The organism is Candidatus Liberimonas magnetica, assembly GCA_020523885.1.
Classification (GTDB): domain Bacteria; phylum Elusimicrobiota; class Endomicrobiia; order Endomicrobiales; family JAFGIL01; genus Liberimonas; species Liberimonas magnetica.
This window is the reverse complement of record JAJAPY010000016.1, coordinates 1-22825: the sequence shown is the minus strand read 5'-3', so window position 1 is coordinate 22825 and position 22825 is coordinate 1. Positions and strand designations below refer to the sequence as shown.

The window sequence follows — 22825 nt, the reverse complement described above, 5'->3', positions numbered from 1 at the left end:
TTTGTTTTTCCTATCCGCTCTACGCTATCCGCTAAACGCTCTAGTTACTTCCCTGGCCCATAAATCTGCTGCAAATATATCATCTAAAGACGGGTTTTCTATAGTTTTATGAAGCGACATGACTTTTTTTATTATTTTTGCAATATCGGTAAACTTTATTTTTCCATCTAAAAAAAACCTTACTGCTTTCTCGTTCGCCGCATTCATGACAGCAGGCATTGTACCGGATATCTTTCCTGCATTTAGTGCAAGTTTCAGACACGGGAACCTGTCAAAATCAGGGGCATCGAACTCCAATCTTTTAATAACGGATAAATCAAGTCTTCTTAAAGGCAACTTACACCTTTCCGGATATGTTAGAGCATACTGTATAGGCAATTCCATAGTAGGATAGGACAAATGAGCCAACACGGTAGTATCTATAAATTCAACCATTGAATGGACTATGGATTGAGGATGAATGACTATTTCTATTTTATCAAACCCGATATTGAACAGATGATGAGCTTCAATAGCTTCAAGACCCTTGTTCATCAAAGTTGCTGAATCTATCGTTATCTTTTGCCCCATCTTCCATGTAGGATGGTCCAGGGCTTGTGAAACTTTAATATCTGAATGAGAGCTGTTATACCTGTAAAAGGGGCCGCCAGAAGCCGTTAAAATGATCTTATGAACTGTTTTTGCATCCTCTTGTTTCAGACATTGGAATACCGCCGAATGCTCGCTGTCTACAGGAATCAGCTTAACTTTATTTTTTTTTGCTTCGGCCATTATAATATCGCCGGCTATGACCAGCGCTTCTTTATTTGCCAAAGCTATATTTTTCTTGCTCTTAATAGCCGCAAGAAGTGGTTTAAGACCTATCGAGCCGACTACCGCAGAAAGGACCATGTCAGATGCGGCGCAGCCGGCAATTTCTACAAGCCCTTCAAGGCCATGCAGTATTTCAAGCTTGATCTTATTTCTTTTGCACCACTCGTTCAATTCCAAAGCCTGTTCTTCTTTCCATACCGACACTATCTGAGGACGGCATACTCTTATCTGTTTTTTCAGCAAGGCCAGATTTGAATAGGTGGTAAGGCCGGCTATTTCTATTTCCCCTCTCAGCCGTTTTATGACATTAATTGCCTGGCATCCGATAGAACCGGTCGAGCCGAGAATGACTATTTTTTTCACAAAATTGCTCCAATAAACACCAATGAAAATTGCAAAATAAAAAATGCAAGATTAAGGTTAACGACTTTTATTAAATAAGTTTTTATTCCTTAATTTTTCATTTTGCAATTTTCAATTTGCATTATTTTCTTAGTTTCCCTTAAAAATTGTAAGATAATAATAGAAAAGCGGAGCAGTAAATAAGAACGAATCGAACCTATCTAATATACCGCCATGGCCAGGCAGCAAATTTGCGGAATCCTTTACACCTACATCTCTTTTGATCAGAGACTCGGACAGGTCGGAAAACTGTGCAATTATAGATATTAAAAATGATACAAGGATTAACTCCCGCATGGTAAAATAATTCTTTAAAAAAATAAAGTAGCTTATTATGCCTATCAGTACGGCCGTAATAACACCGCCAATGGCGCCTTCAAGGGTTTTTTTAGGGCTTATTTTTTCAGCCAGGCTGTTACGCCCGAAATGGCTTCCAAAAACGTATGCGCCGGTATCTAAAATCCATATTATTATGAAAAGAAAAAATACATACAACATCCCTGTTGGCCTTAGATTCCTTATCAAAACAAGATGCCCTAAGGTCCAGGGAATAATAAATGCCCCAAAAAACGTTATTGCAAGGCTTTCGATACTCTTTTCATGGCTTTTACGTACGAGCTCCCTTGTAAATATTCCTACAAATATAACAGTTACAAGTAGGGCTGTACCTTGGTTAAAGTATTTTGGGCCAAAATTCGTTGTATTCAAATACATGGAAACAAAAAGCAGTAATCCGGATATAGTGCCGATTATGCTCTGGTTGTTGTACCCGCCGTAAGTTGTGAGCATAAAGTATTCTTTCAAAGCCAAAAATATAACCGCGAACATTAGGAGAAAAAAAGGTATCCCTCCCCAATAGATAGCGATCAACACGATAGGTATTCCGATAATAGCCGTTATCAAGCGTGGTAATAGCATAGTTGTTATGAGTCCTAAGTCCTAAGTCCTAAGTCCTGAGCCTAAAACAATTTCTTTCTCACGACTCAAGACACATTACTCAAGACTGTTGTTTTATATTCCCCCGTACCTGCGTTCTCTTTTCTGATAATCACTTATAGCTTCATACAGGTTTTTAGCCCTGAATTCAGGCCAGAGAACTTCTGTAATATATAATTCGGTATATGCACTCTGCCACAGCAGGAAGTTCGAAAGCCTCATCTCTCCGGATGTCCTTATCAACAGGTCAGGGTCAGGGAAGAGGCTTGTGTACAGGTATTTTTTGAACGTTCCCTCATCTGCCTTTTCTACTTTATCTTTGATCATCCCGGTTACTGCATTCAATATTTCTTGCCTGCCGCCGTAATTCAAAGCTAAATTCAGCACCAAGCCCTTATTAGTCCTTGTCTTTTCCATTATGCCTAAAAGCTCTTTTCTAGGAGCTTCCGGTAACCCTAAAATATCCCCTATGGCATTAAGCCTGATATCGTTCCGCATTAAATTGTCGAACTCTTTCATTAGATAAAGCTTTAAAAGCGCCATTAAAGCATTAACTTCGGTTTTCGGGCGGGACCAGTTTTCTGTTGAAAAGGCATACAGGGTTAAAACTTCTATTTTTAACTCTGCGCATGTTTCTACGGTTTCTCTTACGGATTTAATACCTGCACGATGGCCAAAAACCCTGGGTAGTTTCCGTTTTTTTGCCCACCGGCCGTTTCCGTCCATAATAATAGCTATGTGCCTTGGCAGCTTAGAAAGATCTATCTTCTCTTTTAAAGGCACTGAAAGCCCCTTGGATCTCAAATTTAGACCGTTGAAAAATCCTCAACGGTCATGATTACACGGATTGTAAAGGCAGATTACACAGAAACTTCATCGATGATTAATCTGTGTAATCGTTGTAATCAGGGTCTGATGATTTTTTCAGCAGAACCTAATTGCTTTCGCTTATGCACCCTACAGGGCAGGTGGAAGCACATTCACCGCAATCCGTACATTTTTCTTCCAATATCTTATACTTGTCTTCATCCTGTGTAATTGCCTCTGTTTTGCATGTATCTGCACACACCCCGCATCCTGCGCACTCATCCTTGTTAATACTATAAGCCATTTTAAAACCTCCAATGCAAATTGCAAATATTAAAATGCAAAATTAATCTTAAAACTTTTATTAATGGATTTTTCCTTAATTTTTCATTTTGCACTTTTTATTTTGCATTTTTTGTTATACTTCCATTATCTCTTTCTCTTTTGTCTTTAAGATCTCATCGATCTTTTTTATATAATCATCTGTGACTTTTTGCAGCTGTACTTCTGCTTTTTTCCTGTCATCTTCCGTGATAGCCTTGTCTTTTTCAGCTTTCTTTACCTGTTCAAGCATCTGCCTGCGCTCGTTCCTCACGGATATCCTGAATTCTTCGGCGATCTTATGCACTACTTTTGTCAGGTCTTTCCTGCGTTCTTCGGTAAGAGCAGGGATTGACAGCCGTATTATTTTACCGTCGTTCATCGGGGTAAGCCCGAGGTCTGACTTAAGGATAGCTTTCTCAATGTTTACCAGCTGGGAAATATCCCAGGGCCGGATCTCTATCGTCCTTGCATCCGAAGTACCTATATTGGCTAACTGGTTTATAGGCATTAAAGCCCCATAACTCTCTACCTTGAGCCCCTCAACCAACGCCGCACTTGCCCTGCCCGTTCTTATGGCAGAAAAGTCATTCCTCATCTTTTCGATCGTTTTCTTCATTGGTATTTCACCGTTGACAAGTATCTGTTTCCAATCCATAATAACCTCCCCGCCTCACTGGCGGGCTCGCCAGTTTATCCGCCGATCAGGCGGGAAGAGACGAGCCAATAAATTAGTTTATTATTCAGCTAGAACCCGCAAAGTTCATGACACTAAAGTGCCAATATTTTCTCCTGCGAGAACTTTAAATAGGTTTCCGGCTTGATGGAAGTTGAATACGATTATGTTCAATTTATTTTCCTTGCATAAAGAAAAAGCGGAAGTATCCATTATTCTTAAGTTTTTTCGTATAGCTTCATCATAACTTAAACTCTTGAATTTTTTCGCATTTTTGTTTACCTTAGGATCGCAATCATAAACACCGTCAACCTGGGTAGCTTTGAGAAGCACGTCGGCTTTAAGCTCTGCCGCACGGAGCGCAGCCGTTGTATCTGTGGTAAAATAGGGGTTGCCGGTACCGCCGCTCAAAACTACGACATAACCGTTTTTCAAATTCTCTATCGCTTTATCCCTAACGTAAAGTTCAGCTATTTTAGAAACCTCAAGAGCAGACAAAACACAGGCTTTTATGCCGTTTTTTTCAAGCACGTTCTGTATAGCTAAAGAATTTATTACGGTGGCAAGCATACCCATATAATCTGCTTTTACCCTGTCTATCTTTTTTCCAGCGCCTCTCCAGATATTTCCTCCGCCTATTACAATGGCCAGCTCCACTTTCCTTTCTACGGCTTTTTTTATTTCTTTAGCAATGTTTTCAATGCTCGGGATATTTATTCCGAAGTTGCCGCTTCCGGCAAGAGCTTCGCCGGAAAGTTTTAATAACACCCTTTTATACTTCAAGCAAAACCTCCAGAAATCAATGAAAAATGCAAAATTTAAAATGAAAAATTAAGGTTAAAGGCTTTTATTAAAAAGATTTTATGCTATTTTTCATTTTTCATTTTGCACTTTTCATTTCGTTTTTACTATTCTTCCCCAACCCTGAACCTGGCAAAACGGCGAACAACGATATTTTCCCCTATCTTTGCAACGGTGTTAGTTATGATATCTTTTACTTTCTCTTTTCCCGACGTATCCCTGATATAAGGCTGGTCTAAAAGCACTACCTGCGTATAAAACTTCTCAAGCTTGCCTTCGACTATCTTTTCCATGACATTGGCCGGTTTTGGTTTCCCCTCTTCCGCAAGCTGTTTCTTGTATATCTCTTTTTCTTTTTCTATCACCTCAGCAGGTACCTCTTCTCTTGACACATAAAGGGGGTTTGCAGCGGCTATCTGCATGCTGAGTTCTTTTGCAAGGTTCTGAAAATCTTCTGTCCTTGCCACAAAATCAGTCTCGCAGTTGATCTCAAGGAGTACGCCAAGCTTGCCTCCTGCATGGATATACGAAACTACCAATCCTTCTTTTGCGGACCTCGCAGCTTTTTTGACCGCTGTAGCGATCCCTTTTTCTCTTAAATATTGTACAGCTTTTTCTATATCATCTTTACATTCAACAAGGGCAGTTTTACAGTCCATCATTCCCGCTCCGGTCATTGAACGCAGTTTTTGAATTGAATCAGTTGTTGGGCTCATCTGCAGCTACCTCCTTTTTCTCTTCCTGTACATTGTCACTTTCGTCAAGCTTAATAGTTTTTTCTATAGCGTCTGCGGGTTCGCCTGTTACAGCTGAATCTTCAAGCTGTTGTGCAGTTTCAGAATCTATCCTGCCGCCCAGGTTCCTGCCTTCGATTACAGCATCGGCAATTGTGGAGCAGAAAAGCTTAACAGCCCTTATCGCATCGTCATTCCCCGGCACAGGGTGGTCAATAATCTCAGGGTTGCAGTTCGTGTCAACGATCGCGACCACAGGTATCCCCAGCTTTCTCGCCTCTGCCACAGCCGTGGCTTCTTCAGAAGGGTCTATGATAAAAAGAAGACCGGGAAGCTCACGCATTTCTTTTATACCCTCCATAGACTTCTCCATTTTAAGCCTTTCTCTTTCCCTCTTGGATGATTCTTTCTTAGACATAGCATCAAAAATGCCTTCATTTTTCATCCTGTTCAGGTCACGCAGCCTTTGGAGCGATTTCTTGATCGTTTCGAAATTAGTAAGTGTCCCGCCCAGCCATCTCTGGCATACAAAAAAAGCCCCGCAGCGAATAGCTTCCTCTTTTACCGGGACTACCGCCTGTTTTTTCGTGCCAACGAAAAGAATAGTCTTTCCTTCCGCGATTGAATCTCTTACGAATTTGTAAGCTTTTTTAAGCTCTTTTACGGTTTTTTGCAGGTCAATAATATGTATTTTATTCCTGCTTCCAAAGATGTATTTTGCCATCTTCGGGTTCCACCTACGCGTCTGGTGGCCAAAATGCACGCCTGCTTCCAGAAGCGCTTTCATCGAAATGTTTGCCATACCTTTACTCCCTCCTTAGTTTTTTCCTCCACTCCGTTCATCTTCCCTTCAACCCCAGTCCAGGACCGGGGACTTTGAAGAAAATCCGGGAGTGTGTGTATTTTTGGATTTGATATTATACTATTATTTTTTAATTTAATCAACCGAATTAATAAAATTAGTTGAAACTACAGCGGGTTTAATAAATGAGATACTCTTAGTCGGGCATTTTTGAGCGCAAAGCCCGCAGTTATCACACTCTTTATACTTCATGTAGGCAAGGTTCTCTTCAATTAAAATATCTTTCTTTGGGCAGGTTTTAACGCATATCCCACACCCGATACAACCTATTGAACAGAAATTCTTTACATCTGTGACCCTGTCCTGTGTCCGGCAAAGTATGTGATAATTGAACTTATCAGGCACAAGCTGTATCAGACCGTTCGGGCAGGCATTTACACAATCCCCGCAGGCAATACATTTGTTCGTATCTATTACAGGGACATCTCCTTTGGTCTTTTTTGCTATGGCACCGAACCTGCATGCTGTTATGCAGTCATCAAACCCGAGGCAACCCCTGCTGCACGCCTTGTTTCCGCCAAACTCCAACAAGGTCATTGAGCAGCTTTTAATTCCGCGATAGTCAATTTTATTTTTGCATTCTCTGCCGCCTGCACAAAATATGACTGCTGTTTTACGTTCAGAGCTTTTCTCAGGTATACCCAATAATTTTGATATTTCAAGTTTATTTCCATGTTTTAAAGAAGTACACTTATCTGTTTCAGTTTCATTATTTAATAAAGCAGATGAATAAGCGCTGCATCCGGAAAAACCGCAAGCTCCGCAATTTGTGCCTGGTAGAAGCTTAAAAAGCCTTTCCCGGCGCAGGTCAGGGTTTGAAAAATGTTTTTGCGATATTGAACCAAGCCCGATCCCTAAAATAAAACCAAGACCTCCTAAAAATAATATTGAATGTAGTATGAGAGGGTCAATAATCATATTTCTAATTCAAATTGAAAATATCAAAATGCAAAATTAAAGTTAAAGGCATTATTAAATGAGTTTTTGTCGTTAATGTATCCCAAAAAGGCCTGTAAAGCCCATGAAAGCAAGAGACATAAGTGCTGCGGTAAAAAAAATCAACGGATAACCCCTGATCAATCTGGGGACCGGTGCGAAGTTTAGCCTGAGCCGTATAGCCGTCAAAAGGATTATGGCAATCGAATATCCTCCTGCTACTCCCAGAGTATGTATGAGAGATCTCAGAAAATCGTAGTTATGATCTGTGTTCAGGAAAGTCACGGCAAGTATCGCACAGTTGGCTGTTATAAGAGGCAGATAAATGCCCAGGGCCCCGTAAAGCACCGGGGCATTTTTTTTCATAAAAATCTCGACGGCCTGGACGAGAGAGACTATCACAAGTATAAAAGAAATTGTGCGCAGGAACTCAAGATGGAACGGGATCAGGATATAATTATATAAAGGCCAAGTAACCGCAGTTGACATAATCATTACAAAAGCGACCGCAAGGCTCATGCCTATCGATGGCTTCATTTTGTCCGAAACCCCTAGAAAAGAGCAAAGCCCCATGAACCGCATCAGGATTATATTGTTGATTATAAGTGCAGCAAAGAAAATCGAAAACATCTCGCTAAAATGCATTTATAACTCCATGATAAAAACAGGGATAAGGAGTAAGGGGTAAGTTTTAAATCTTAAACCTTACCCTTACACCTTAAACCTGGAGATTCTATACGCTCAACGCTTTATTTTTTATCCAATTCATCTATTACTTCACATTTCCCGCTCTCGACAGGATGGCATATCTGCAGCAGGTTACAATGAGAACAGGAAGCACCGGAAATTTTATCTTTTTTATATATGGCTCTCCAGATAATTATCAGAAATCCTATGGTTATAAAAGCACCGGGAGGAAGTATCATCAAAGTGGCGGGATTGCTTATTCCAAGGTTATGTTGAAATACCGTGCCTGCTCCAAGAGCTTCGCGTATAACACCTAACAGGAGTATCACTAAAGTAAATCCTGTGCCCATGCCAAAACCATCCAAGAAGGAAAGCCACATGGAATTTTTGTACGCAAAAACTTCTGCACGGCCGAGTATTATACAGTTTACGGCTATCAAAGGTACGAACACGCCAAGGTTTTTGCTGATGTCCGGAAAATAACCCTGCATAAGATAGTCTGCTATAGTCACAAAACTCGCAATGATTATTATAAAGGCCGGTATCCTGACCTCAGAAGGCGTCCATCTCTTTAGGGCGGAAACCAGGATGTTCGATGAAACAAGTACAAAAGTAGTAACTATGCCCATAGCAAGAGCATCTATAGCGGTTGAGGAGCAGGCAAGTACAGGGCAAAGCCCGATCATCATTATAAGTACAGGGTTTTCCTTTGTTATGCCGTTTAAGAATATTTGAAGCCAGAGTTTCATTCTTCTTTCACCTCTATCTTTTCTTCATAATTTGACGATTTAGCAAGTGCTTTTTTAACGCTTTCTACTATAGCGCGGGAAGAGACAGTAGCTCCTGTCACGGCTTCTATCTCCCCGTTCGGATTATCTTTTTTAAGAAAAATTGCAGCCAAGTTCTTCCCTGTAAACTGGCTGAGGAAATCGTCTCTTTCTACTCTGTTTCCAAGCCCGGGAGTTTCAGTATGTTTGAGTACCTTTACCTTTGTGACCCGGTCTTGCTCGTCAATCCCTGCCAGGATATCTATCATACCGCCATACCCTTTGTAACTTGACAAAACTATCACACCGGCCTTTCTTCCTTCGGCATTAAACCCAAGCACAACACTGCCGTCTTCAATTTCTTTAAAACTCCGGGCATCTGGCAATAGCTCCTTTTCCATATCATATAATTTCTTAGCTTTTGCATCTTTGATCAGTCCTTCTGTCTGCCTGTAGACAAAAGATAAGCTGGCCCCTGAAACAACCGAGAGTATTAGAAGTATCAATCCTGATTTAAATATCTTCATTTATAAATTCCTGATTACAGAGATTCATAACTTTGATTACGGTGATACTTCTAAGATAATTGATCATTGTAATCTTGTAGTTAATCACCATAATCAAGGGTTATTGGATTTTTCAAAACCCTATTTTACACCGAATGGTTTTGGTATTGTATACCTATCTATAAGAGGCGTAAACATATTCATAATGAGTATGGAAAAACATACACATTCGGGAAAACCGCCTTTTAAGCGTATTAAAATAGTCAAAACCCCGCATCCGATCGCAAAGATGAACCTTCCGGCGCCTGATAACGGCGAAGTTACGGGGTCAGTTGCCATAAATATGGCTCCGAGCATCAATCCTCCGCTGAAAATATGAAAAAGCGGGCCTTGTTTAAATACAAATGCCCCAAGTGCAACAGTGGTGATGTAAGTTAAGGGTATAACGGCAAATATATGTTTTCTGTATAACAGAAAGGCTCCCCCGATAACAAGAGCTACGATTGATGTCTCTCCTATAGACCCTGCATGGTTGCCTATAAGAAAATCAAAATACGATGGGAGACTGTAATGCAGATGAAACTTATTTATAGCAAGGGGCGTTGCTGTTGAAACCCCTTCTACGGATGTAGCTGTTGTCACTGCATCAAAGACCGGCTTCCATGACGACATCTCATGCGGCCAGGAAATCTGGAGGAACGCTCTTCCTACTAATGCCGGGTTAAAAGGGTTATGCCCGAGGCCTCCGAAAACGTTCTTGGCAAGGAGTATCGATATCAAAGCTCCTATCATGACCATCCACCAGGGGACAGACGGCGGAAGGGTAAGGGCAAAAAGTATCCCTGTTACGGCAGCACTCAGGTCATTTATCCTTACTTTGAGCTTAAAGAGCTTCTGCCACAGATATTCCGCAGACAAACAAGTTATTACCGACACAGAAATAACTGTCACGGCATCAAGCCTGAAAAAATAAACCGATGCCGTTATGGCAGGGACAAGAGCGATTATAACTTCAAGCATGACCTTTGATATGCTTATTCTATCATGCATATGGGGAGAATTCGCAATTATCAGTTTTGAAAAATCAAAAGTTTTTTTAGCCATTATTTTTCCGTTTTTTGCTCCTGGCAAATCTTATATTTTATAAACCTTATCTGCTGAACGATAGGCCTGTTGGCAGGGCACACATAACTGCAGCACCCGCACTCGATGCATTCCATTGGGTAGAACTGTTTTGACTCTTCAATATAATTATTTTCAATAAAAACGCTCAGCTGGTTCGGGAAAAGTTCCATGGGGCATACCCTGACGCACCTTCCGCAGCGGAAACAATCGGAATATTCCCTTTTTATAGCCTCTTTCTTTGAAAAGAACAAAATACCGGTGGTTCCTTTTATAACCGGAATATTAAGCGAGGGCATGCTGATCCCCACCATCGGCCCGCCCATCACTATCTGCGCCAGATCATCAGTAAGCCCTCCGCAATAATCGGCAATATCGCTTAAAAGAGTACCGAGCCTCACTTTCAGGTTTTTAGGATTATTGATTCCCTTACCGCTTACCGTTATTATCCTTGAAGTTAAAGTTTCCCCTTCCTTTATAGCACGGCTTACCGCATACGCGGTAGCCACATTATTAACTATAACACCGCTATTAAATGGCAGCTTATTAGAAGGTACTACCCTGCCGGTCAGAGCTTTTATAAGCTGTTTTTCTGAGCCTTGAGGGTAATGAGCCTTAAGCACAGCCAGGTCTATGTTCGGCTCGTTGAAAACTATATTTTTTATTATTTCTATGGCAAGCGGTTTGTTGTCTTCTATAGCTATGATGCATTTTACCGCACCGAGTATATACATCATTATCTTTGCGCCTTCTACTACTTCTTTCGAATGCTCCTGCATAAGCCTGTCATCAGAGGTAATATAGGGCTCGCATTCGCAGCCGTTTATTATGAGGAAATCTATTTCAGAGTCTTTTGGAGGAGAAAGCTTTACATGGGTAGGGAATGCCGCACCTCCAAGCCCTGTTATCCCCGCATCCTTTATGGCACTTATAAGCTCTTTCTGCGCACAGCGGAAATAAGCGTCATAAACTCTTTTAGGTTTTACCTTTTCATCTTTTCCGTCTGATTCTATTACTATGGCCTCTACCGGTACACCCAGGTACGGATGCAGGTAAGCCGTAATATCACTGACTTTCCCTGAAACAGAAGCATGTACGGGAGCTGTAATATGCCCTTGAGCTTCGGCTATCTCCTCCCCCAGAAGCACTGTATCGCCTCTTGAAACAAGAGCTTTACATTTTATCCCGGTATGCTGGATAAGCGGCAATGCCACTTTATCAGGAACAGGCATGACTTCTATGGATTTTTCGGCAGTTATTTTATTTTCAGGAGGGTAAACCCCACCGTAAAATTTGAATGCTTTTTTCATTTTCTTATTGATAATCCTGCTCAAATCTATTTATTAATTTGACATGATAAAATTAAAAAAAATAGGCAGACTCTAATCTGCCTAATGTTAAAAAATTATACTTAAATAAATACTTTTAGTCAAGATTACTTATTCTATAGTTTTTTACTTTTTTGCTTTTTTGCTAAGGATTAGCGGGAAATCGGGGTAAGAAATAAGTGACGGTTTTAAGCTATTAAATTACTTTTAAGTAATGAAAATGTGTTCTATTAACGAAAAAATGATGAAATAAATTATCATCAGGACAAGGCCGACAGGGACTCCGATTTTTGCCCATTGTTTGGAACTGACTTTAAGCCTTCCGGCACAGATTATGTTAGGTACATTCCCCGGTATAAGCATACCGCCGGCTATCAGAAGACCCATCAACAGATATTTTATCTGCGCCAAGCTCATTAAAGGGCTTATTTCAGCAGCTGTTAAAGTAGCGTTGTCCAATATCGCTGAAATACTGTTTATCCAGTAAAGCGCAGCGCTTGGCAGTTTTATTATGTATGTGTCTATAATAGGTTTAAATCCTCTGCCAAGATAAACCAGTCCCATTATAAATATGTAGACTTTTCCCGCATAAACAAAAACATCTTTAAAGCTGCTTTTTTTATCCTCAGAAAGAGTGTCTCTTGCAATTCCTTTAACCGATGGTTCTATAATAGCGCCTAAGATACCCAGGGCCAGAATTCCAGGAAGAATATATACACTGAGTATCTCTAAAAGGAAAAAAAAACCAGCGTTATACGGTTCGCCTTTAAGCTTTCCGATACAGATAGTTGACAGGGGTTCGCCTATAGGAGTGAGTGCTGCACCCAGCCCGATCGAAAAACAGCCTAATACGACAAGCTTCGTTTCATAATCTTTATTTAATCTTAAACAATTCACTACTTCGACAAGGATTATCGAAGCCATAATGGCAGTAATAATGCTTGACATTAGCCCCAAGGCCGTTACCAGAACAAAACAAAACAGTTTTGAACCGATCCTGCGTTCAAATCTGACGATACTGTCAGTTATATCGTCCCTGAATAATTCTATAATTATACCGGCCGCTATGACAGCAATAGTGATCATTATAGGTTCTATTAAAGATTCTTGTATAAGCTCTTTTGACCAGACCTGTTTGCCGCCCCAGATATGGGCACAGGTAACGGCAAGTATCCCCATTATAAATAAAAATATTTCAAGGTTCTCTTCAACCTTTTTTAAAGTCAACGGTATTATAAGAACTAGGAGCAAAACAGAAAACAGGCTAATTTCCAGCATTTAACCTCTTTTTGACATTTTATCGCTTATTCTGAGAATGATTCTATGAGCTGTCTAAATTACTATTTTTCAACACTGTCCGTCAATGAAGAAAGAACAAAAATAAGCTTTGGCAAGAGCGTATAGAATTTATAGTTAATAGCCTAAATTCTCATTCACAAGCACTACGTAATATTCAGTTTGTTTTGGTTTTTTCCATAAAACCACGCCTATATTGCATATCCTGCTTGGCAAATCACATTCAACACATTTTCCTTTTGCGACACACGGATTATTTAAATTAAGCCTTTTAGCATTTGAAGGAGCTGCAATTTCATCTATCCTGCACCAGCCTGCGCTTTCATCAGAGACTATCTTGTTAATACCCGCTACCGCAATAACCTTTTTTGGGCCAAATATCATTGCAGAAACCCGGTTACCGACACCGTCACAAAGCATCAGGGTGCCGTCCTTGGTGATAGCATTCGGGCTCGCCACATAAACATCACTGGTCAGAGCTTTCCTTCTTATGTCTAGGCTTTCATCAAGAGGCATACCGGGGGTATGCCGAATTATGTTTTGCCCTCTCTTTCTCAGTTCTTCAATTATATTCAATTCCTCTATAGTCATTGATCCGCCTATACCCACCGATTCTTTGGCATCAATGATCTCCAAGACCTTTTTTCTGGCCGTTTCCGCACCTTCTGCAACAATGACCTTAAAATTGTTTTTTTCAAGTTTTTTTGCGACTTCGTTCAAAACTATCAAATTATGCCATTTTATGTTTTCATCCATCGATGGCCTCCTTATTTTACTCAAGCGGATAGCGTAATGCGTATAGTAAAAACAAAAGTCTAATTCTTTATCATTCCTACTCTCTTTTTGTTTTTAAGTCTGCATTGATTGAGCCTATAGCTATTTTAGATCTCATCTTTACAGGTGTTTTCTTGTTATCATCCGTCAGCCAGACATTGAGGCTTCCCTTGGCCTGGAATACTCCGGCGCCCTCTCTTATGTTCGGCTCAACGACAAAACATTCAAAACTGCCCGCAGGCACGTTCACTTTTTCTTTTCTTAGGACTTTAACAGTCAGGGGCCAGGATTTCCCGCCGGAATTAGCATCAATATTAAAAGTATTCCCTTCTGAAAGTCTTTGGGACCTCAGATAATAAAGGCTTGACAACACATCCTGTACCCAGAGCGGGATATCTCCTGTTTTCTTTGTTTCCAGGACACTATATTTCTGCTTTGCCTGGTCAAAAACAAGAGTCTCCTTGTTTTTATACTTTCCTTCGGATAACTGCTGGCGGAATTTAAGGGAACAAAAACTCTTTGTATCGATCCATGATTCGTTGACATCCCTCACCTTAAAAAAATTGTCAAAGAAAGCGGCTGTCCTTGCTTCGGTCACAATATGATAGCAATTTCTTCCCTGGACTTTTTCTATATTTTTAACGGACATGGTGGCATATCCGACAACTATGAATTTCCATCTTATATTGAATTCAAGCTGTTCTCCGACTTTAAACACGTCGTTCGTCTGTTGTCTCCATATAAATTTATTTGTTTTGCGGGCCTTGTGCTCTGCCGCAAAAATAGGAGGCATCAGAAAAACCATTATCAAAAATGCTGTCACAGACCTTTTAAACATATAGAATTACTTTGCAGATACTGTAATTAAGGTTTTTTATTTTATCCGCTTATCCTTTCGTAGCCCCGCCCTTCGGGACGAAGAAGGGCTGTACGCTATTACTTATAACTTATTACTTCAACCACGTTTTTTCTTTTTGGTGCCGTATGGCTTTGCCCCTGTTTTCCCACAGGTATCAATGCCATAAGCTCATCGGGTTCTTTTATGCCAAGAACTTCTTCTATTTCTTTTCTTGCGATCAAGGGCCCGGTCATCCAGCATGTAGCGTAGCCAAGGGCATGAGCCATCAAAAGTATATTCTGTATCGCTGCAGAAGGCCCCTGTACATCGGCTGAACTTACGTACGCTATCCCGTACCTTTCAAGTATCCTTCTTGAAAGAGAATCATAGGGTTTTTTGACCACAGCTATAGTTACCGGCGCCTGAACAAAGAAAGTATAGTAATTGCTGTAAGCCATATATTCTTTTTTAGCGCTCGGGGAATTTATCTTTTCAGAAAGCTTTTCGACTTTAATATTTATGGCTTTTAAAAGCTCATCTTTAATAGTCTTTGAGCGGACAATAACAAAATGCCAGTTCTGCAAATTGCCTCCGCTGGGCGCCCAGGTGGCAGCTTCGATAAGCTTTTCTATATCTGCCTGCGGCACAGCGCCGGGCAGGTATTTTCTAACGCTCCTGCGTTCTTTTATTATTTTTAATAGATCCTTTGCATCCATTTATCCCCCGTTTATCATTTTAATACTGTTGCATCGCCCGAGAGGACTTTAAAAACCCCATTTGACGTCTTAACCATTAAATAACCTTCCTGGTCAACCTTTAGGGCTATACCGGAAATTATAGCATTCGGCGTTTTTACTTTTACGGCCTTTCCGGTTAGGTAAGCATATTTGTTATATTCATCTTTAAGAGACAAAAAACCTTTTGCACATAAAATTTCATATGCTTCTAAATAATTTATCAGGATATCGGCCAATAACTCCGAACGATTTACTTCTTTTTGCAAAATTCCTTTTAGAGAAACAGCGATATTTTTTAAATTTTTAGGTGTCACATTATTAGCATTCAATCCCACCCCGGCCACTACCCAATTGACATTGCCGACTTCAGAGGACATCTCGGTTATAATACCGCATATTTTTTTGTCATTGACCACAATATCATTGGGCCATTTTATGAAAGGCTTTATACCTAAAGAGTTCTCTAAGACCCTGGCTATAGAAATTGACATTGCCAGGGTTATCTGCGGAACCTTTTCAGGCAATAGCCTGGGTTTTAAAATAAGCGAGAACCATACCCCCCCATCAGGCGCAGACCAATGCCTTTGAAGTCTGCCGTAAGCACTAGTCTGTTTCTCACAGATAACAAGGGTTCCCTCATCCATACCTTGTTCCGCAAGCTTCTTTGCCACAAGTTGTGTTGAAGACACCTCGTTTCTATAAATGATCGTTTTACAGAATTTAAAATCCCTGGGAAGTAAATGTTTTATCTCTTCAGCTGTTAATAGGCCCGGTTTTGAAACAAGAAAATAGCCCAGATTTTTCTTGCTTTTTATTTCATACCCAAGGTTCTTAAGTTTGAGCACCTGTTTATGGACAGCCGCCCTCGATAGGCCGAGCTCTTTCGCTATTTTTTGTCCCGAAACATATTTGGCTGAAGAGAGAATATCTAGAATACTCATAAAATTTCCAAACTGATATCCAAGGAAGGAGCAGAATGCGTGATAACCCCTACCGAAATGCGGTCAATGTCAAGTTTCCCAAATCTTTTGATATTGGTCAAATTTACTCTGCCTGAAACCTCAATTTGTATCTTTCTATTATATTTTCTTATCATAGAAATCCCTTTTCGCATATCGTCAAGAGGCATATTATCAAGCATAATCACATCTACACCTGTTACCGCGGCTTCTTTTACCTGGTTTAGCTTAGAACACTCAACTTCAATCCCGTCATTTGGATATTTTTTTCTTATTTTTTTAACAGCAGCTTTGATATCAGGAAAAAGTTTAAGGTGGTTGTCCTTTATCATTGCCATTTCATTGAGGTCAAACCTGTGGTTTATCCCTCCGCCACAGCGAACCGCATATTTCTCAAGCTCTCTTAAACCCGGCGTGGTCTTTCTCGTATCATAGATTTTGATTTTTCCTTTACCTCTACCTTTACCCTTAATCTTATCTACGAACTTTCTAGTAAGAGTGGCTATGCCGGAAAGATGCTGAATGAAGTTAAGCGCTGTCCGTTCTCCGGAAAGCAGGGCGGAGGCAGAACCGGAAATAACTGCTATTCTTTCCCCTTTTTTTACTTTATTGCCGTCTTTTACAAGAGTTTTTATAACAATATTTTTATCAAGCTTCTTAAAAATACCCTTAAGGATTTCTACGCCGCAGACAATACCTCTTTCTTTGCACAGGATTTCAGCTTTCGCTTTTATGTTTTTTAAAACAAGCGACCGGACGGTAATATCCTTCCGCGCATTGTCTTCCTCTAATGCATGACCTATCAATTCATCAATGCTTTCCATGGTATAATTTTATCAATTTAGGCGCTTGTTAACAAGCCATTAAAAGGAAAGTTTTTTATCTATCTGTTATGCCCGTTAAAAATAGAAAACCATCCCTTTTCAATGTCCTGATGGATGGCCTGGTATTCCCTTCTAATTGAACCTGCTTTACATAATTGTTTTATCGATTTTCGTACTGCTTAATGGGTTTATACCCCGTGACTAAGTTTTTCTTAACCCATATATATATAAATCACGTCCGTAAACCTTGAATGGATGCAAAGGTTCGAAGCCTTTTATAAAACTCTCCCACTTTTTCTTTTTAGCCGCAATCTCATTATCATTAATGCGGCTAGAAAAATTCTTATCAAAATAACGATTCACCATATTGTCGAATGACCGGATTTCATTGGCAGTAGTAGCTACTGGCGGCAAGCTTGGGAAGGCGAAGAGAAGCAATGACGTATCATGCAATTGATTTTCATAACTGTCATTGAGTATCTCCGGCCCATGCAACCAGCAGTTGATCCCGTTTAAAGACATATATTTTGAGATTAAAAGGTAAATATCGCTATACCCCCTATCGTTTTCATATATTATACCGGCCGAATGCAGTCCCAGTGGTTTAATTACCTTAAATACGGAAAGTATGCTTAGTTCGTTTTCTTTTCTTTTTTCAGGCTTCAAAATCGAGTTGAAATCCACACTGAAATACTGAAATCCTCCCAGTTTGATAGATAATAATTTTTTAGTATATGTCAGGTCAAACAACTGCAGAATACCTAGCATAACAAAAATTATCATAAAAGCTATCCGCCCTCGTTGATGTTTTATTTTTTCGATCAGCCAGACAACGGAAAATGAGCTAATAACGGCAAAAGCCGGATAGGATGGCAGGACTTGCCTGACAGATTTCCAATGGGGCATTAGTGAAACTATCATATGGGGTATTATTATCCACAATAAAAGCTGCCACCTAAAGGCTGTCCTGCGGTAATAAATTATAGCCAGGCCTGTCAAAAACAGTACAAGGAAAACCGGCGTTAACTGGCACCCAAATAACTGCGCCGTATCTAACGGGCCTGCAGCCCCTCCACTCATAATCCCAGGAATAGATACCCGGGTAACAAATTTATTTTGCAGATAAAACCTGTAAAAAACAGGAGTTATTATAAAACCGGAAAACATTAGATTTAAGATTATACTAAAATTCTGCAAAGTAAGGCTCCTTGCAACTGCGATGATGACAGCAATAATGACCGGCCCTATTATAAACGCTCCGGCAGGGTCTTTAATCAGCAAACCCCATATAAGTGACACAGAAAATGCAAAACTCCAGTAAGGGTTTTCAAAAAATTGCGATTTTAAAAGACAGCACATTATCAATGTAACAACAGCAGCCAAAGGAAGGTCCAGATTATACATATTGTATGCAAAAAATATATTCGGATACAGTAAAACAAGAAGTACGGAACAATATCCTGACAAAGAGGAACCGATTTCTTTAGCGATCAAATAGGTCGAAAGTATCAGCAAGATAAGATAACTACTGTTTAAAATAAAAACAAGCCACGAGTAACTACCTGTCAAGTATAAAAGGTTCGATGCGATCATCGTTTGCAGCGGCTGATAAAAACTTGGGAATCTATCTATATGCAGGTCAAAAGAAGAAAGAATTCTTACATAACTAAATGCAGAGACGCTGGAAATACTCCAATCAGTTATAAAATCGACATGCCCATGCTGCAAGAACCAGAAATGGGCGGCATATCCCAGACAAATACATCCGGCAAGAGCTAGCAGGTATTTATTTTTAATCATAGGGATTATTGATTTTTTTCATTTTTACCGTTTTCATCAAACTTCAGTGCCGCGTTTTTGACCCGTAAAAATAGAAGGTGCGCCCATAAACGTACAATACCTGCAAAGGTTCAAATCTGCCTATAAAACTCTCCCATTTTTTCTTTTTAAGGGCAATTTTTTTATTATCAGTAAGGTTAAGATTACCTGAAGCAAAGTTATTATTATATCGTTCCAGAATATGCTCAAATGACAAAAAGTTATTTAGACTAGTACCTTCTGAAGGTAAATCCTGGAAAACGAAAAGGAGCAATGATATATCTTTTAATTGATCCTCTAAATCATCTTGTATCAATTCTGACCCCTGATCCCGGCATTTAATCCCGTTTAAGGAAGCATATTTTGTGATAAAAAAGTAGGAATCCAACTCCCCCTCGGTTCCCCGCATTATACCAACCGAAGGCATACCAAGTGATTTAATTACGTTATATGAGAGAATAATGCCTGCTTCATTTATTTTTCTTTGTTTAAGGTCTATTATGGAATTGCCATCTTCTGTGAAATAGCGGAACCTCCCCAATTGGACGGATAATAATTTTCTAGTATAGGTCAGGTCAAATATCTGTACAACACCCAGCATAACAAAAAATATCATAAACACTATCCGGGCCCGTTGCTCTTTTAATTTTTCTATCACCCAGACAACGGCAAATGAACTAATAACCGCAAAAGCCGGATAGGACGGCAGGACTTGCCTGACGGATTTCCAATGAGGCATTAATGCAACCATTGCATAAGGTATTATTATCCATAACAGGAGATGCCACCTGAAGGCTGTTCTGCGGTAATGAATTATAGCCAAACCGGCCAAAAACAGTATGATAAAAACCGGAGTTAAATGGCTCCCTAATAACCACGTAATATTTAATGAACCTCCCGTGTCACCTGCATCCCCTTCATGAGTAATCCCAGGAAGAGTTATTTGACTAAAATAGTTATTCTGTAAATAAAACCTGTAAAAAACAAAAATTATTGCACAACCGGACAATATCAAATTTAGGATCCTCCGAAAATTTCGCAATTTTAAGCTGCTTAAGACCGCAATGATGAATGAAATGATAAACGGCCCTACTATAAATGCTCCGGCAGGGTCTTTTATCATCAAACCCCAGATAAGTGACCCGGAAAATGCAAAACTCCAGTAAAGATTTTCAAAAAATTGTGATTTTAAAAGACAGAATAGGGTCAATGTAACAACAGCTGTTAAAGGAAGGTCAAGGCTATATACATGGTATGTAAAAAACATGTACGGATACAGTAAAACAAGAAGAGCGGAACAATATCCTGACAAAGAAGAACCGATCTCCTTTCCTATCAAATAAATAGCTGCGACTAGAATGATAAGGTAAAAACTGTTTATAATAAAGGTGAGCCATGAGTAACTGCCCGTCAAGTATAGAAGGTTTGATGCTAGCATCGTTTGGAGCGGCATATAAAGGGTTTGAAATGAATCTATATGCAGGTTAAAAGAAGAAAGAATGCTTACGAAAGAAAATGCACAGATGCTGGAAATGCTCGAATCAGTCATAAAATCAATATGACCATGCTGCAGGTACCAAAAATGAGCGACATATCCCAGGCAAAGAAATCCAACTAAGGCCATCAGGTATTTATTTATTCTCATATTGAGCCTCACAGGCAAGCCCGTGGTACCAAAACCCTTCCCACTTTTGGCGGGGCGAAATCCCGCTTCCTCTATCCCTATTCTCGGGGTGGGTTCTCAAGACTGCGGGATAAATTACTCGACTTTTTTCATTTTTGCCATTTTCATTATTTCTTCCGTATTTTTTTTCTTCCTTACATTTATTTCCCTTAAAGCAAAGAGCTTATCCCTCAGTGCTGCAGCAAGTTCGAAATCAAGATTATCTGCAGCATCTTTCATTTGTTTTTCTAGTTCCGCCATGATTTTCCCGAGGTTATTCTTTGTAACATACTGGGCAGCGGACTCTTCAACAAGATGAGCGAGGCCTTCCTCTTTGGTTTTATACTGAAACTCCTCGAACTCGTGAACTGCTTTTACGATAGATCTTGGAGTTATATTATGCTGTAAATTGAACTCAACTTGTTTTTTCCTGCGCCTGCTCATCTCGCTAAGAGCGCGTTTAATCGAACCTGTTATCCTGTCGGCATAAAGAACCACATGCCCGTTTAAGTTCCTTGCCGCCCTTCCGCAGACCTGGATCAGCGTAGTCTCGGAACGCAGGAAACCTTCTTTATCCGCATCAAGAACAGCTACGAGAGCCACTTCAGGCAGGTCTAAACCTTCTCTCAACAGGTTTATACCGATCAATACATCGAACTTGCCAAGCCGCAGGTCATTTAATATTTCAATTCTTTTTAAGGAGTCTATTTCCGAGTGAAGGTACTCTACCCTCAAACCCTTTTCTTTGTAATAATCGGTCAGGTCTTCGGACATCTTCTTGGTAAGAGTAGTCACAAGCACCCTTTCTTTCTTTTTTGCACATTCTTCTATCCGTACTCGCAGGTCTTCAACCTGGTTTTCTATGGGCCTTATCACAACTTCGGGGTCTATCAAGCCCGTAGGCCTTATCACAAGCTCTATTACCTCGCCTTGGGTTTTTGCAAGCTCGTACGGCCCGGGGGTGGCGGAAACGTAGATAACGTTGTTTATTAGGTTTTCAAACTCATGGAACTTAAGCGGCCTGTTACCGAGGGCCGAAGGCAGCCTGAATCCGAAGTCAACAAGCGTTTGTTTCCTTGACCTGTCTCCTTCATACATACCTCTTATTTGAGGTACGCTTATGTGCGATTCATCAATAACCGTCAGAAAGTCAGGAGAACTCAAGCGGAAATAATCTATCAGGCACGACGGCCGTGATTCAGGCGGGCGGCCTGCAAGGTGCGTTGAATAGTTCTCTACCCCGTGGCAGAACCCTGTCTCGTTCATCATTTCCATGTCATAGTGCGTGCGCTGGTCTATGCGCTGGGCTTCAATAAGTTTCCCGTTCTTTTTAAAATAGTCGACGCGTTCTACAAGCTCTTTTTCTATGCTCTTTAACGCAACTTCCAGTTTCGGCCTCGTAGTCACAAAATGTTTTGCAGGGTAGATATATATGAGCTCTTTTTCCGATATCGCTTTCCCGGTTAAAGGCTCTATCTCCCTTATCCTTTCTATATGATCGCCGTAAAACTCTACCCTTACAGCTGTTTCAAGGTATGCAGGGAATATCTCGATAATCTCGCCTCTTACCCTGAATTTTCCGCGGGAAAAATCTATGTCATTTCTTTCGTAATGTATATCCACAAGCTCCATAGTAAGCTTTTCCCTTGATTTGATCTTGCCTTTTTCCACAAGTACACATAAAGCCCTGTACTCGTCAGGCGAACCGAGGTTATAAATGCAGGAAACAGAGGCGACTATTATAACGTCCCTTCGTTCAAGAAGCGAGGATGTGGCTTTGAGCCTCAACCTGTCTATATGATCGTTTATTGAAGAGTCTTTTTCTATGTAGGTATCGCTCTGTGGTATGTATGCTTCGGGCTGGTAATAATCATAGTATGATATAAAATACTCGACTGCATTATGCGGGAAAAATGTCTTGAATTCCGCATAAAGCTGTGCAGCAAGTATCTTGTTCGGCGACATTACAAGGGTAGGCCTCTGCACCTTTTCTATAAGGTTTGCAATAGTGAACGTCTTTCCAGAACCAGTCACTCCAAGAAGGACCTGGTCTTTTTTGTTCTCCCCTACACCTTTAACAAGCTCTTTTATGGCATACGGCTGGTCGCCGTTCGGTTTGAATTTCGATACCAACTTAAACTTCATCTGTAAATCCTTATTCATAACTCAATTTATATTATCTATTATGCGGGCATAGTATAACGGCTTTTTAAAATCC

At 40.3% G+C, this 22825-nt stretch carries 23 protein-coding genes; all 23 read right to left on the bottom strand.

The annotated features are described in order from the left end of the window. Positions 1-24: 24 nt before the first annotated feature. The gene (locus LHV68_10935) at positions 25-1176 is read right to left on the bottom strand and encodes a 1-deoxy-D-xylulose-5-phosphate reductoisomerase (GenBank protein ID MCB4792379.1); all 1152 of its coding nucleotides are present in this window, start codon (positions 1174-1176) and stop codon (positions 25-27) included. Positions 1177-1305: 129 nt separating this feature from the next. Next, complete coding sequence (locus tag LHV68_10930) at positions 1306-2133, bottom strand: phosphatidate cytidylyltransferase (protein ID MCB4792378.1); 828 nt, start codon at positions 2131-2133, stop codon at positions 1306-1308. A 93-nt stretch (positions 2134-2226) separates the two neighbouring features. Next, positions 2227-2934, bottom strand: a complete 708-nt coding sequence (locus tag LHV68_10925; GenBank protein MCB4792377.1) for an isoprenyl transferase — start codon at positions 2932-2934, stop codon at positions 2227-2229. Between the two features lie 151 nt (positions 2935-3085). Continuing rightward, positions 3086-3262 carry a 4Fe-4S binding protein gene (locus tag LHV68_10920; protein ID MCB4792376.1) on the bottom strand — a complete coding sequence of 59 codons (177 nt, stop codon included), beginning with the start codon at positions 3260-3262 and terminating at the stop codon, positions 3086-3088. A gap of 114 nt (positions 3263-3376) precedes the next feature. Further along, positions 3377-3937 carry a ribosome recycling factor gene (gene frr / locus LHV68_10915; protein ID MCB4792375.1) on the bottom strand — a complete coding sequence of 187 codons (561 nt, stop codon included), beginning with the start codon at positions 3935-3937 and terminating at the stop codon, positions 3377-3379. Between the two features lie 105 nt (positions 3938-4042). Further along, positions 4043-4738, bottom strand: coding sequence for a UMP kinase (gene pyrH, locus LHV68_10910; GenBank protein ID MCB4792374.1), 696 nt, complete (start codon positions 4736-4738; stop codon positions 4043-4045). A 125-nt stretch (positions 4739-4863) separates the two neighbouring features. Continuing rightward, positions 4864-5472 (bottom strand): translation elongation factor Ts, encoded by a 609-nt coding sequence (gene tsf, locus LHV68_10905; GenBank protein MCB4792373.1) that lies wholly within the window; start codon positions 5470-5472, stop codon positions 4864-4866. Further along, a complete protein-coding gene (rpsB, locus tag LHV68_10900) occupies positions 5456-6292 on the bottom strand; it encodes a 30S ribosomal protein S2 (GenBank protein MCB4792372.1) in 837 nt (278 codons plus the stop codon). The genes tsf and rpsB overlap by 17 nt, the downstream gene beginning before the upstream one ends. Positions 6293-6427: 135 nt before the next feature. Next, positions 6428-7270: a 4Fe-4S binding protein gene (locus tag LHV68_10895; GenBank protein MCB4792371.1), complete on the bottom strand. Its 843-nt coding sequence runs from the start codon at positions 7268-7270 to the stop codon at positions 6428-6430. A 72-nt stretch (positions 7271-7342) separates the two neighbouring features. Beyond that, positions 7343-7933: an RnfABCDGE type electron transport complex subunit A gene (locus LHV68_10890; protein MCB4792370.1), complete on the bottom strand. Its 591-nt coding sequence runs from the start codon at positions 7931-7933 to the stop codon at positions 7343-7345. A gap of 104 nt (positions 7934-8037) precedes the next feature. Beyond that, positions 8038-8724, bottom strand: coding sequence for an electron transport complex subunit E (locus LHV68_10885; GenBank protein ID MCB4792369.1), 687 nt, complete (start codon positions 8722-8724; stop codon positions 8038-8040). Further along, a complete protein-coding gene (locus LHV68_10880) occupies positions 8721-9269 on the bottom strand; it encodes an RnfABCDGE type electron transport complex subunit G (protein ID MCB4792368.1) in 549 nt (182 codons plus the stop codon). The genes LHV68_10885 and LHV68_10880 overlap by 4 nt, the downstream gene beginning before the upstream one ends. A gap of 120 nt (positions 9270-9389) precedes the next feature. Next, complete coding sequence (locus LHV68_10875; protein ID MCB4792367.1) at positions 9390-10352, bottom strand: RnfABCDGE type electron transport complex subunit D; 963 nt, start codon at positions 10350-10352, stop codon at positions 9390-9392. Next, entirely contained in the window at positions 10352-11680 is a 1329-nt protein-coding gene (rsxC, locus tag LHV68_10870; GenBank protein MCB4792366.1) for an electron transport complex subunit RsxC, read from the bottom strand. Before rsxC ends, LHV68_10875 begins: the two co-directional genes overlap by 1 nt. A gap of 225 nt (positions 11681-11905) precedes the next feature. After that, positions 11906-12976 carry a DUF1646 domain-containing protein gene (locus LHV68_10865; GenBank protein ID MCB4792365.1) on the bottom strand — a complete coding sequence of 357 codons (1071 nt, stop codon included), beginning with the start codon at positions 12974-12976 and terminating at the stop codon, positions 11906-11908. 135 nt (positions 12977-13111) lie between these two features. Beyond that, on the bottom strand, positions 13112-13750 hold the full coding sequence (locus LHV68_10860; GenBank protein ID MCB4792364.1) for a lactate utilization protein: 639 nt from the start codon (positions 13748-13750) through the stop codon (positions 13112-13114). 76 nt (positions 13751-13826) lie between these two features. Beyond that, complete coding sequence (locus tag LHV68_10855; GenBank protein MCB4792363.1) at positions 13827-14606, bottom strand: DUF3108 domain-containing protein; 780 nt, start codon at positions 14604-14606, stop codon at positions 13827-13829. Positions 14607-14704: 98 nt separating this feature from the next. Next, positions 14705-15322, bottom strand: coding sequence for a nitroreductase family protein (locus LHV68_10850; GenBank protein ID MCB4792362.1), 618 nt, complete (start codon positions 15320-15322; stop codon positions 14705-14707). A gap of 14 nt (positions 15323-15336) precedes the next feature. Then, a complete protein-coding gene (locus tag LHV68_10845; GenBank protein MCB4792361.1) occupies positions 15337-16284 on the bottom strand; it encodes a biotin--[acetyl-CoA-carboxylase] ligase in 948 nt (315 codons plus the stop codon). Continuing rightward, positions 16281-17126 (bottom strand): carboxylating nicotinate-nucleotide diphosphorylase, encoded by an 846-nt coding sequence (nadC, locus tag LHV68_10840; GenBank protein MCB4792360.1) that lies wholly within the window; start codon positions 17124-17126, stop codon positions 16281-16283. The genes LHV68_10845 and nadC overlap by 4 nt, the downstream gene beginning before the upstream one ends. Before the next feature lie 201 nt (positions 17127-17327). Next, positions 17328-18926, bottom strand: a complete 1599-nt coding sequence (locus LHV68_10835) for a glycosyltransferase family 39 protein (protein ID MCB4792359.1) — start codon at positions 18924-18926, stop codon at positions 17328-17330. A 43-nt stretch (positions 18927-18969) separates the two neighbouring features. Beyond that, complete coding sequence (locus tag LHV68_10830) at positions 18970-20589, bottom strand: hypothetical protein (GenBank protein ID MCB4792358.1); 1620 nt, start codon at positions 20587-20589, stop codon at positions 18970-18972. A gap of 114 nt (positions 20590-20703) precedes the next feature. Beyond that, positions 20704-22770, bottom strand: coding sequence for an excinuclease ABC subunit UvrB (uvrB, locus tag LHV68_10825; protein MCB4792357.1), 2067 nt, complete (start codon positions 22768-22770; stop codon positions 20704-20706). Between the last annotated feature and the right edge of the window lie 55 nt (positions 22771-22825).

Bases quoted from the DNA above. Each gene is read 5' to 3' on its own strand.
- LHV68_10890 (MCB4792370.1), bottom strand. From the start codon at position 7,933: ATGCATTTTAGCGAGATGTTTTCGATTTTCTTTGCTGCACTTATAATC.
- LHV68_10855 (MCB4792363.1), bottom strand. From the start codon at position 14,606: ATGTTTAAAAGGTCTGTGACAGCATTTTTGATAATGGTTTTTCTGATG.
- LHV68_10885 (MCB4792369.1), bottom strand. From the start codon at position 8,724: ATGAAACTCTGGCTTCAAATATTCTTAAACGGCATAACAAAGGAAAAC.
- LHV68_10850 (MCB4792362.1), bottom strand. From the start codon at position 15,322: ATGGATGCAAAGGATCTATTAAAAATAATAAAAGAACGCAGGAGCGTT.
- LHV68_10895 (MCB4792371.1), bottom strand. From the start codon at position 7,270: ATGATTATTGACCCTCTCATACTACATTCAATATTATTTTTAGGAGGT.
- LHV68_10930 (MCB4792378.1), bottom strand. From the start codon at position 2,133: ATGCTATTACCACGCTTGATAACGGCTATTATCGGAATACCTATCGTG.
- LHV68_10920 (MCB4792376.1), bottom strand. From the start codon at position 3,262: ATGGCTTATAGTATTAACAAGGATGAGTGCGCAGGATGCGGGGTGTGT.
- LHV68_10875 (MCB4792367.1), bottom strand. From the start codon at position 10,352: ATGGCTAAAAAAACTTTTGATTTTTCAAAACTGATAATTGCGAATTCT.
- rpsB (MCB4792372.1), bottom strand. From the start codon at position 6,292: ATGGCAAACATTTCGATGAAAGCGCTTCTGGAAGCAGGCGTGCATTTT.
- LHV68_10860 (MCB4792364.1), bottom strand. From the start codon at position 13,750: ATGGATGAAAACATAAAATGGCATAATTTGATAGTTTTGAACGAAGTC.
- LHV68_10835 (MCB4792359.1), bottom strand. From the start codon at position 18,926: ATGATTAAAAATAAATACCTGCTAGCTCTTGCCGGATGTATTTGTCTG.
- LHV68_10880 (MCB4792368.1), bottom strand. From the start codon at position 9,269: ATGAAGATATTTAAATCAGGATTGATACTTCTAATACTCTCGGTTGTT.
- tsf (MCB4792373.1), bottom strand. From the start codon at position 5,472: ATGAGCCCAACAACTGATTCAATTCAAAAACTGCGTTCAATGACCGGA.
- LHV68_10845 (MCB4792361.1), bottom strand. From the start codon at position 16,284: ATGAGTATTCTAGATATTCTCTCTTCAGCCAAATATGTTTCGGGACAA.
- frr (MCB4792375.1), bottom strand. From the start codon at position 3,937: ATGGATTGGAAACAGATACTTGTCAACGGTGAAATACCAATGAAGAAA.
- rsxC (MCB4792366.1), bottom strand. From the start codon at position 11,680: ATGAAAAAAGCATTCAAATTTTACGGTGGGGTTTACCCTCCTGAAAAT.
- LHV68_10830 (MCB4792358.1), bottom strand. From the start codon at position 20,589: ATGAGAATAAATAAATACCTGATGGCCTTAGTTGGATTTCTTTGCCTG.
- nadC (MCB4792360.1), bottom strand. From the start codon at position 17,126: ATGGAAAGCATTGATGAATTGATAGGTCATGCATTAGAGGAAGACAAT.
- LHV68_10865 (MCB4792365.1), bottom strand. From the start codon at position 12,976: ATGCTGGAAATTAGCCTGTTTTCTGTTTTGCTCCTAGTTCTTATAATA.
- uvrB (MCB4792357.1), bottom strand. From the start codon at position 22,770: ATGAATAAGGATTTACAGATGAAGTTTAAGTTGGTATCGAAATTCAAA.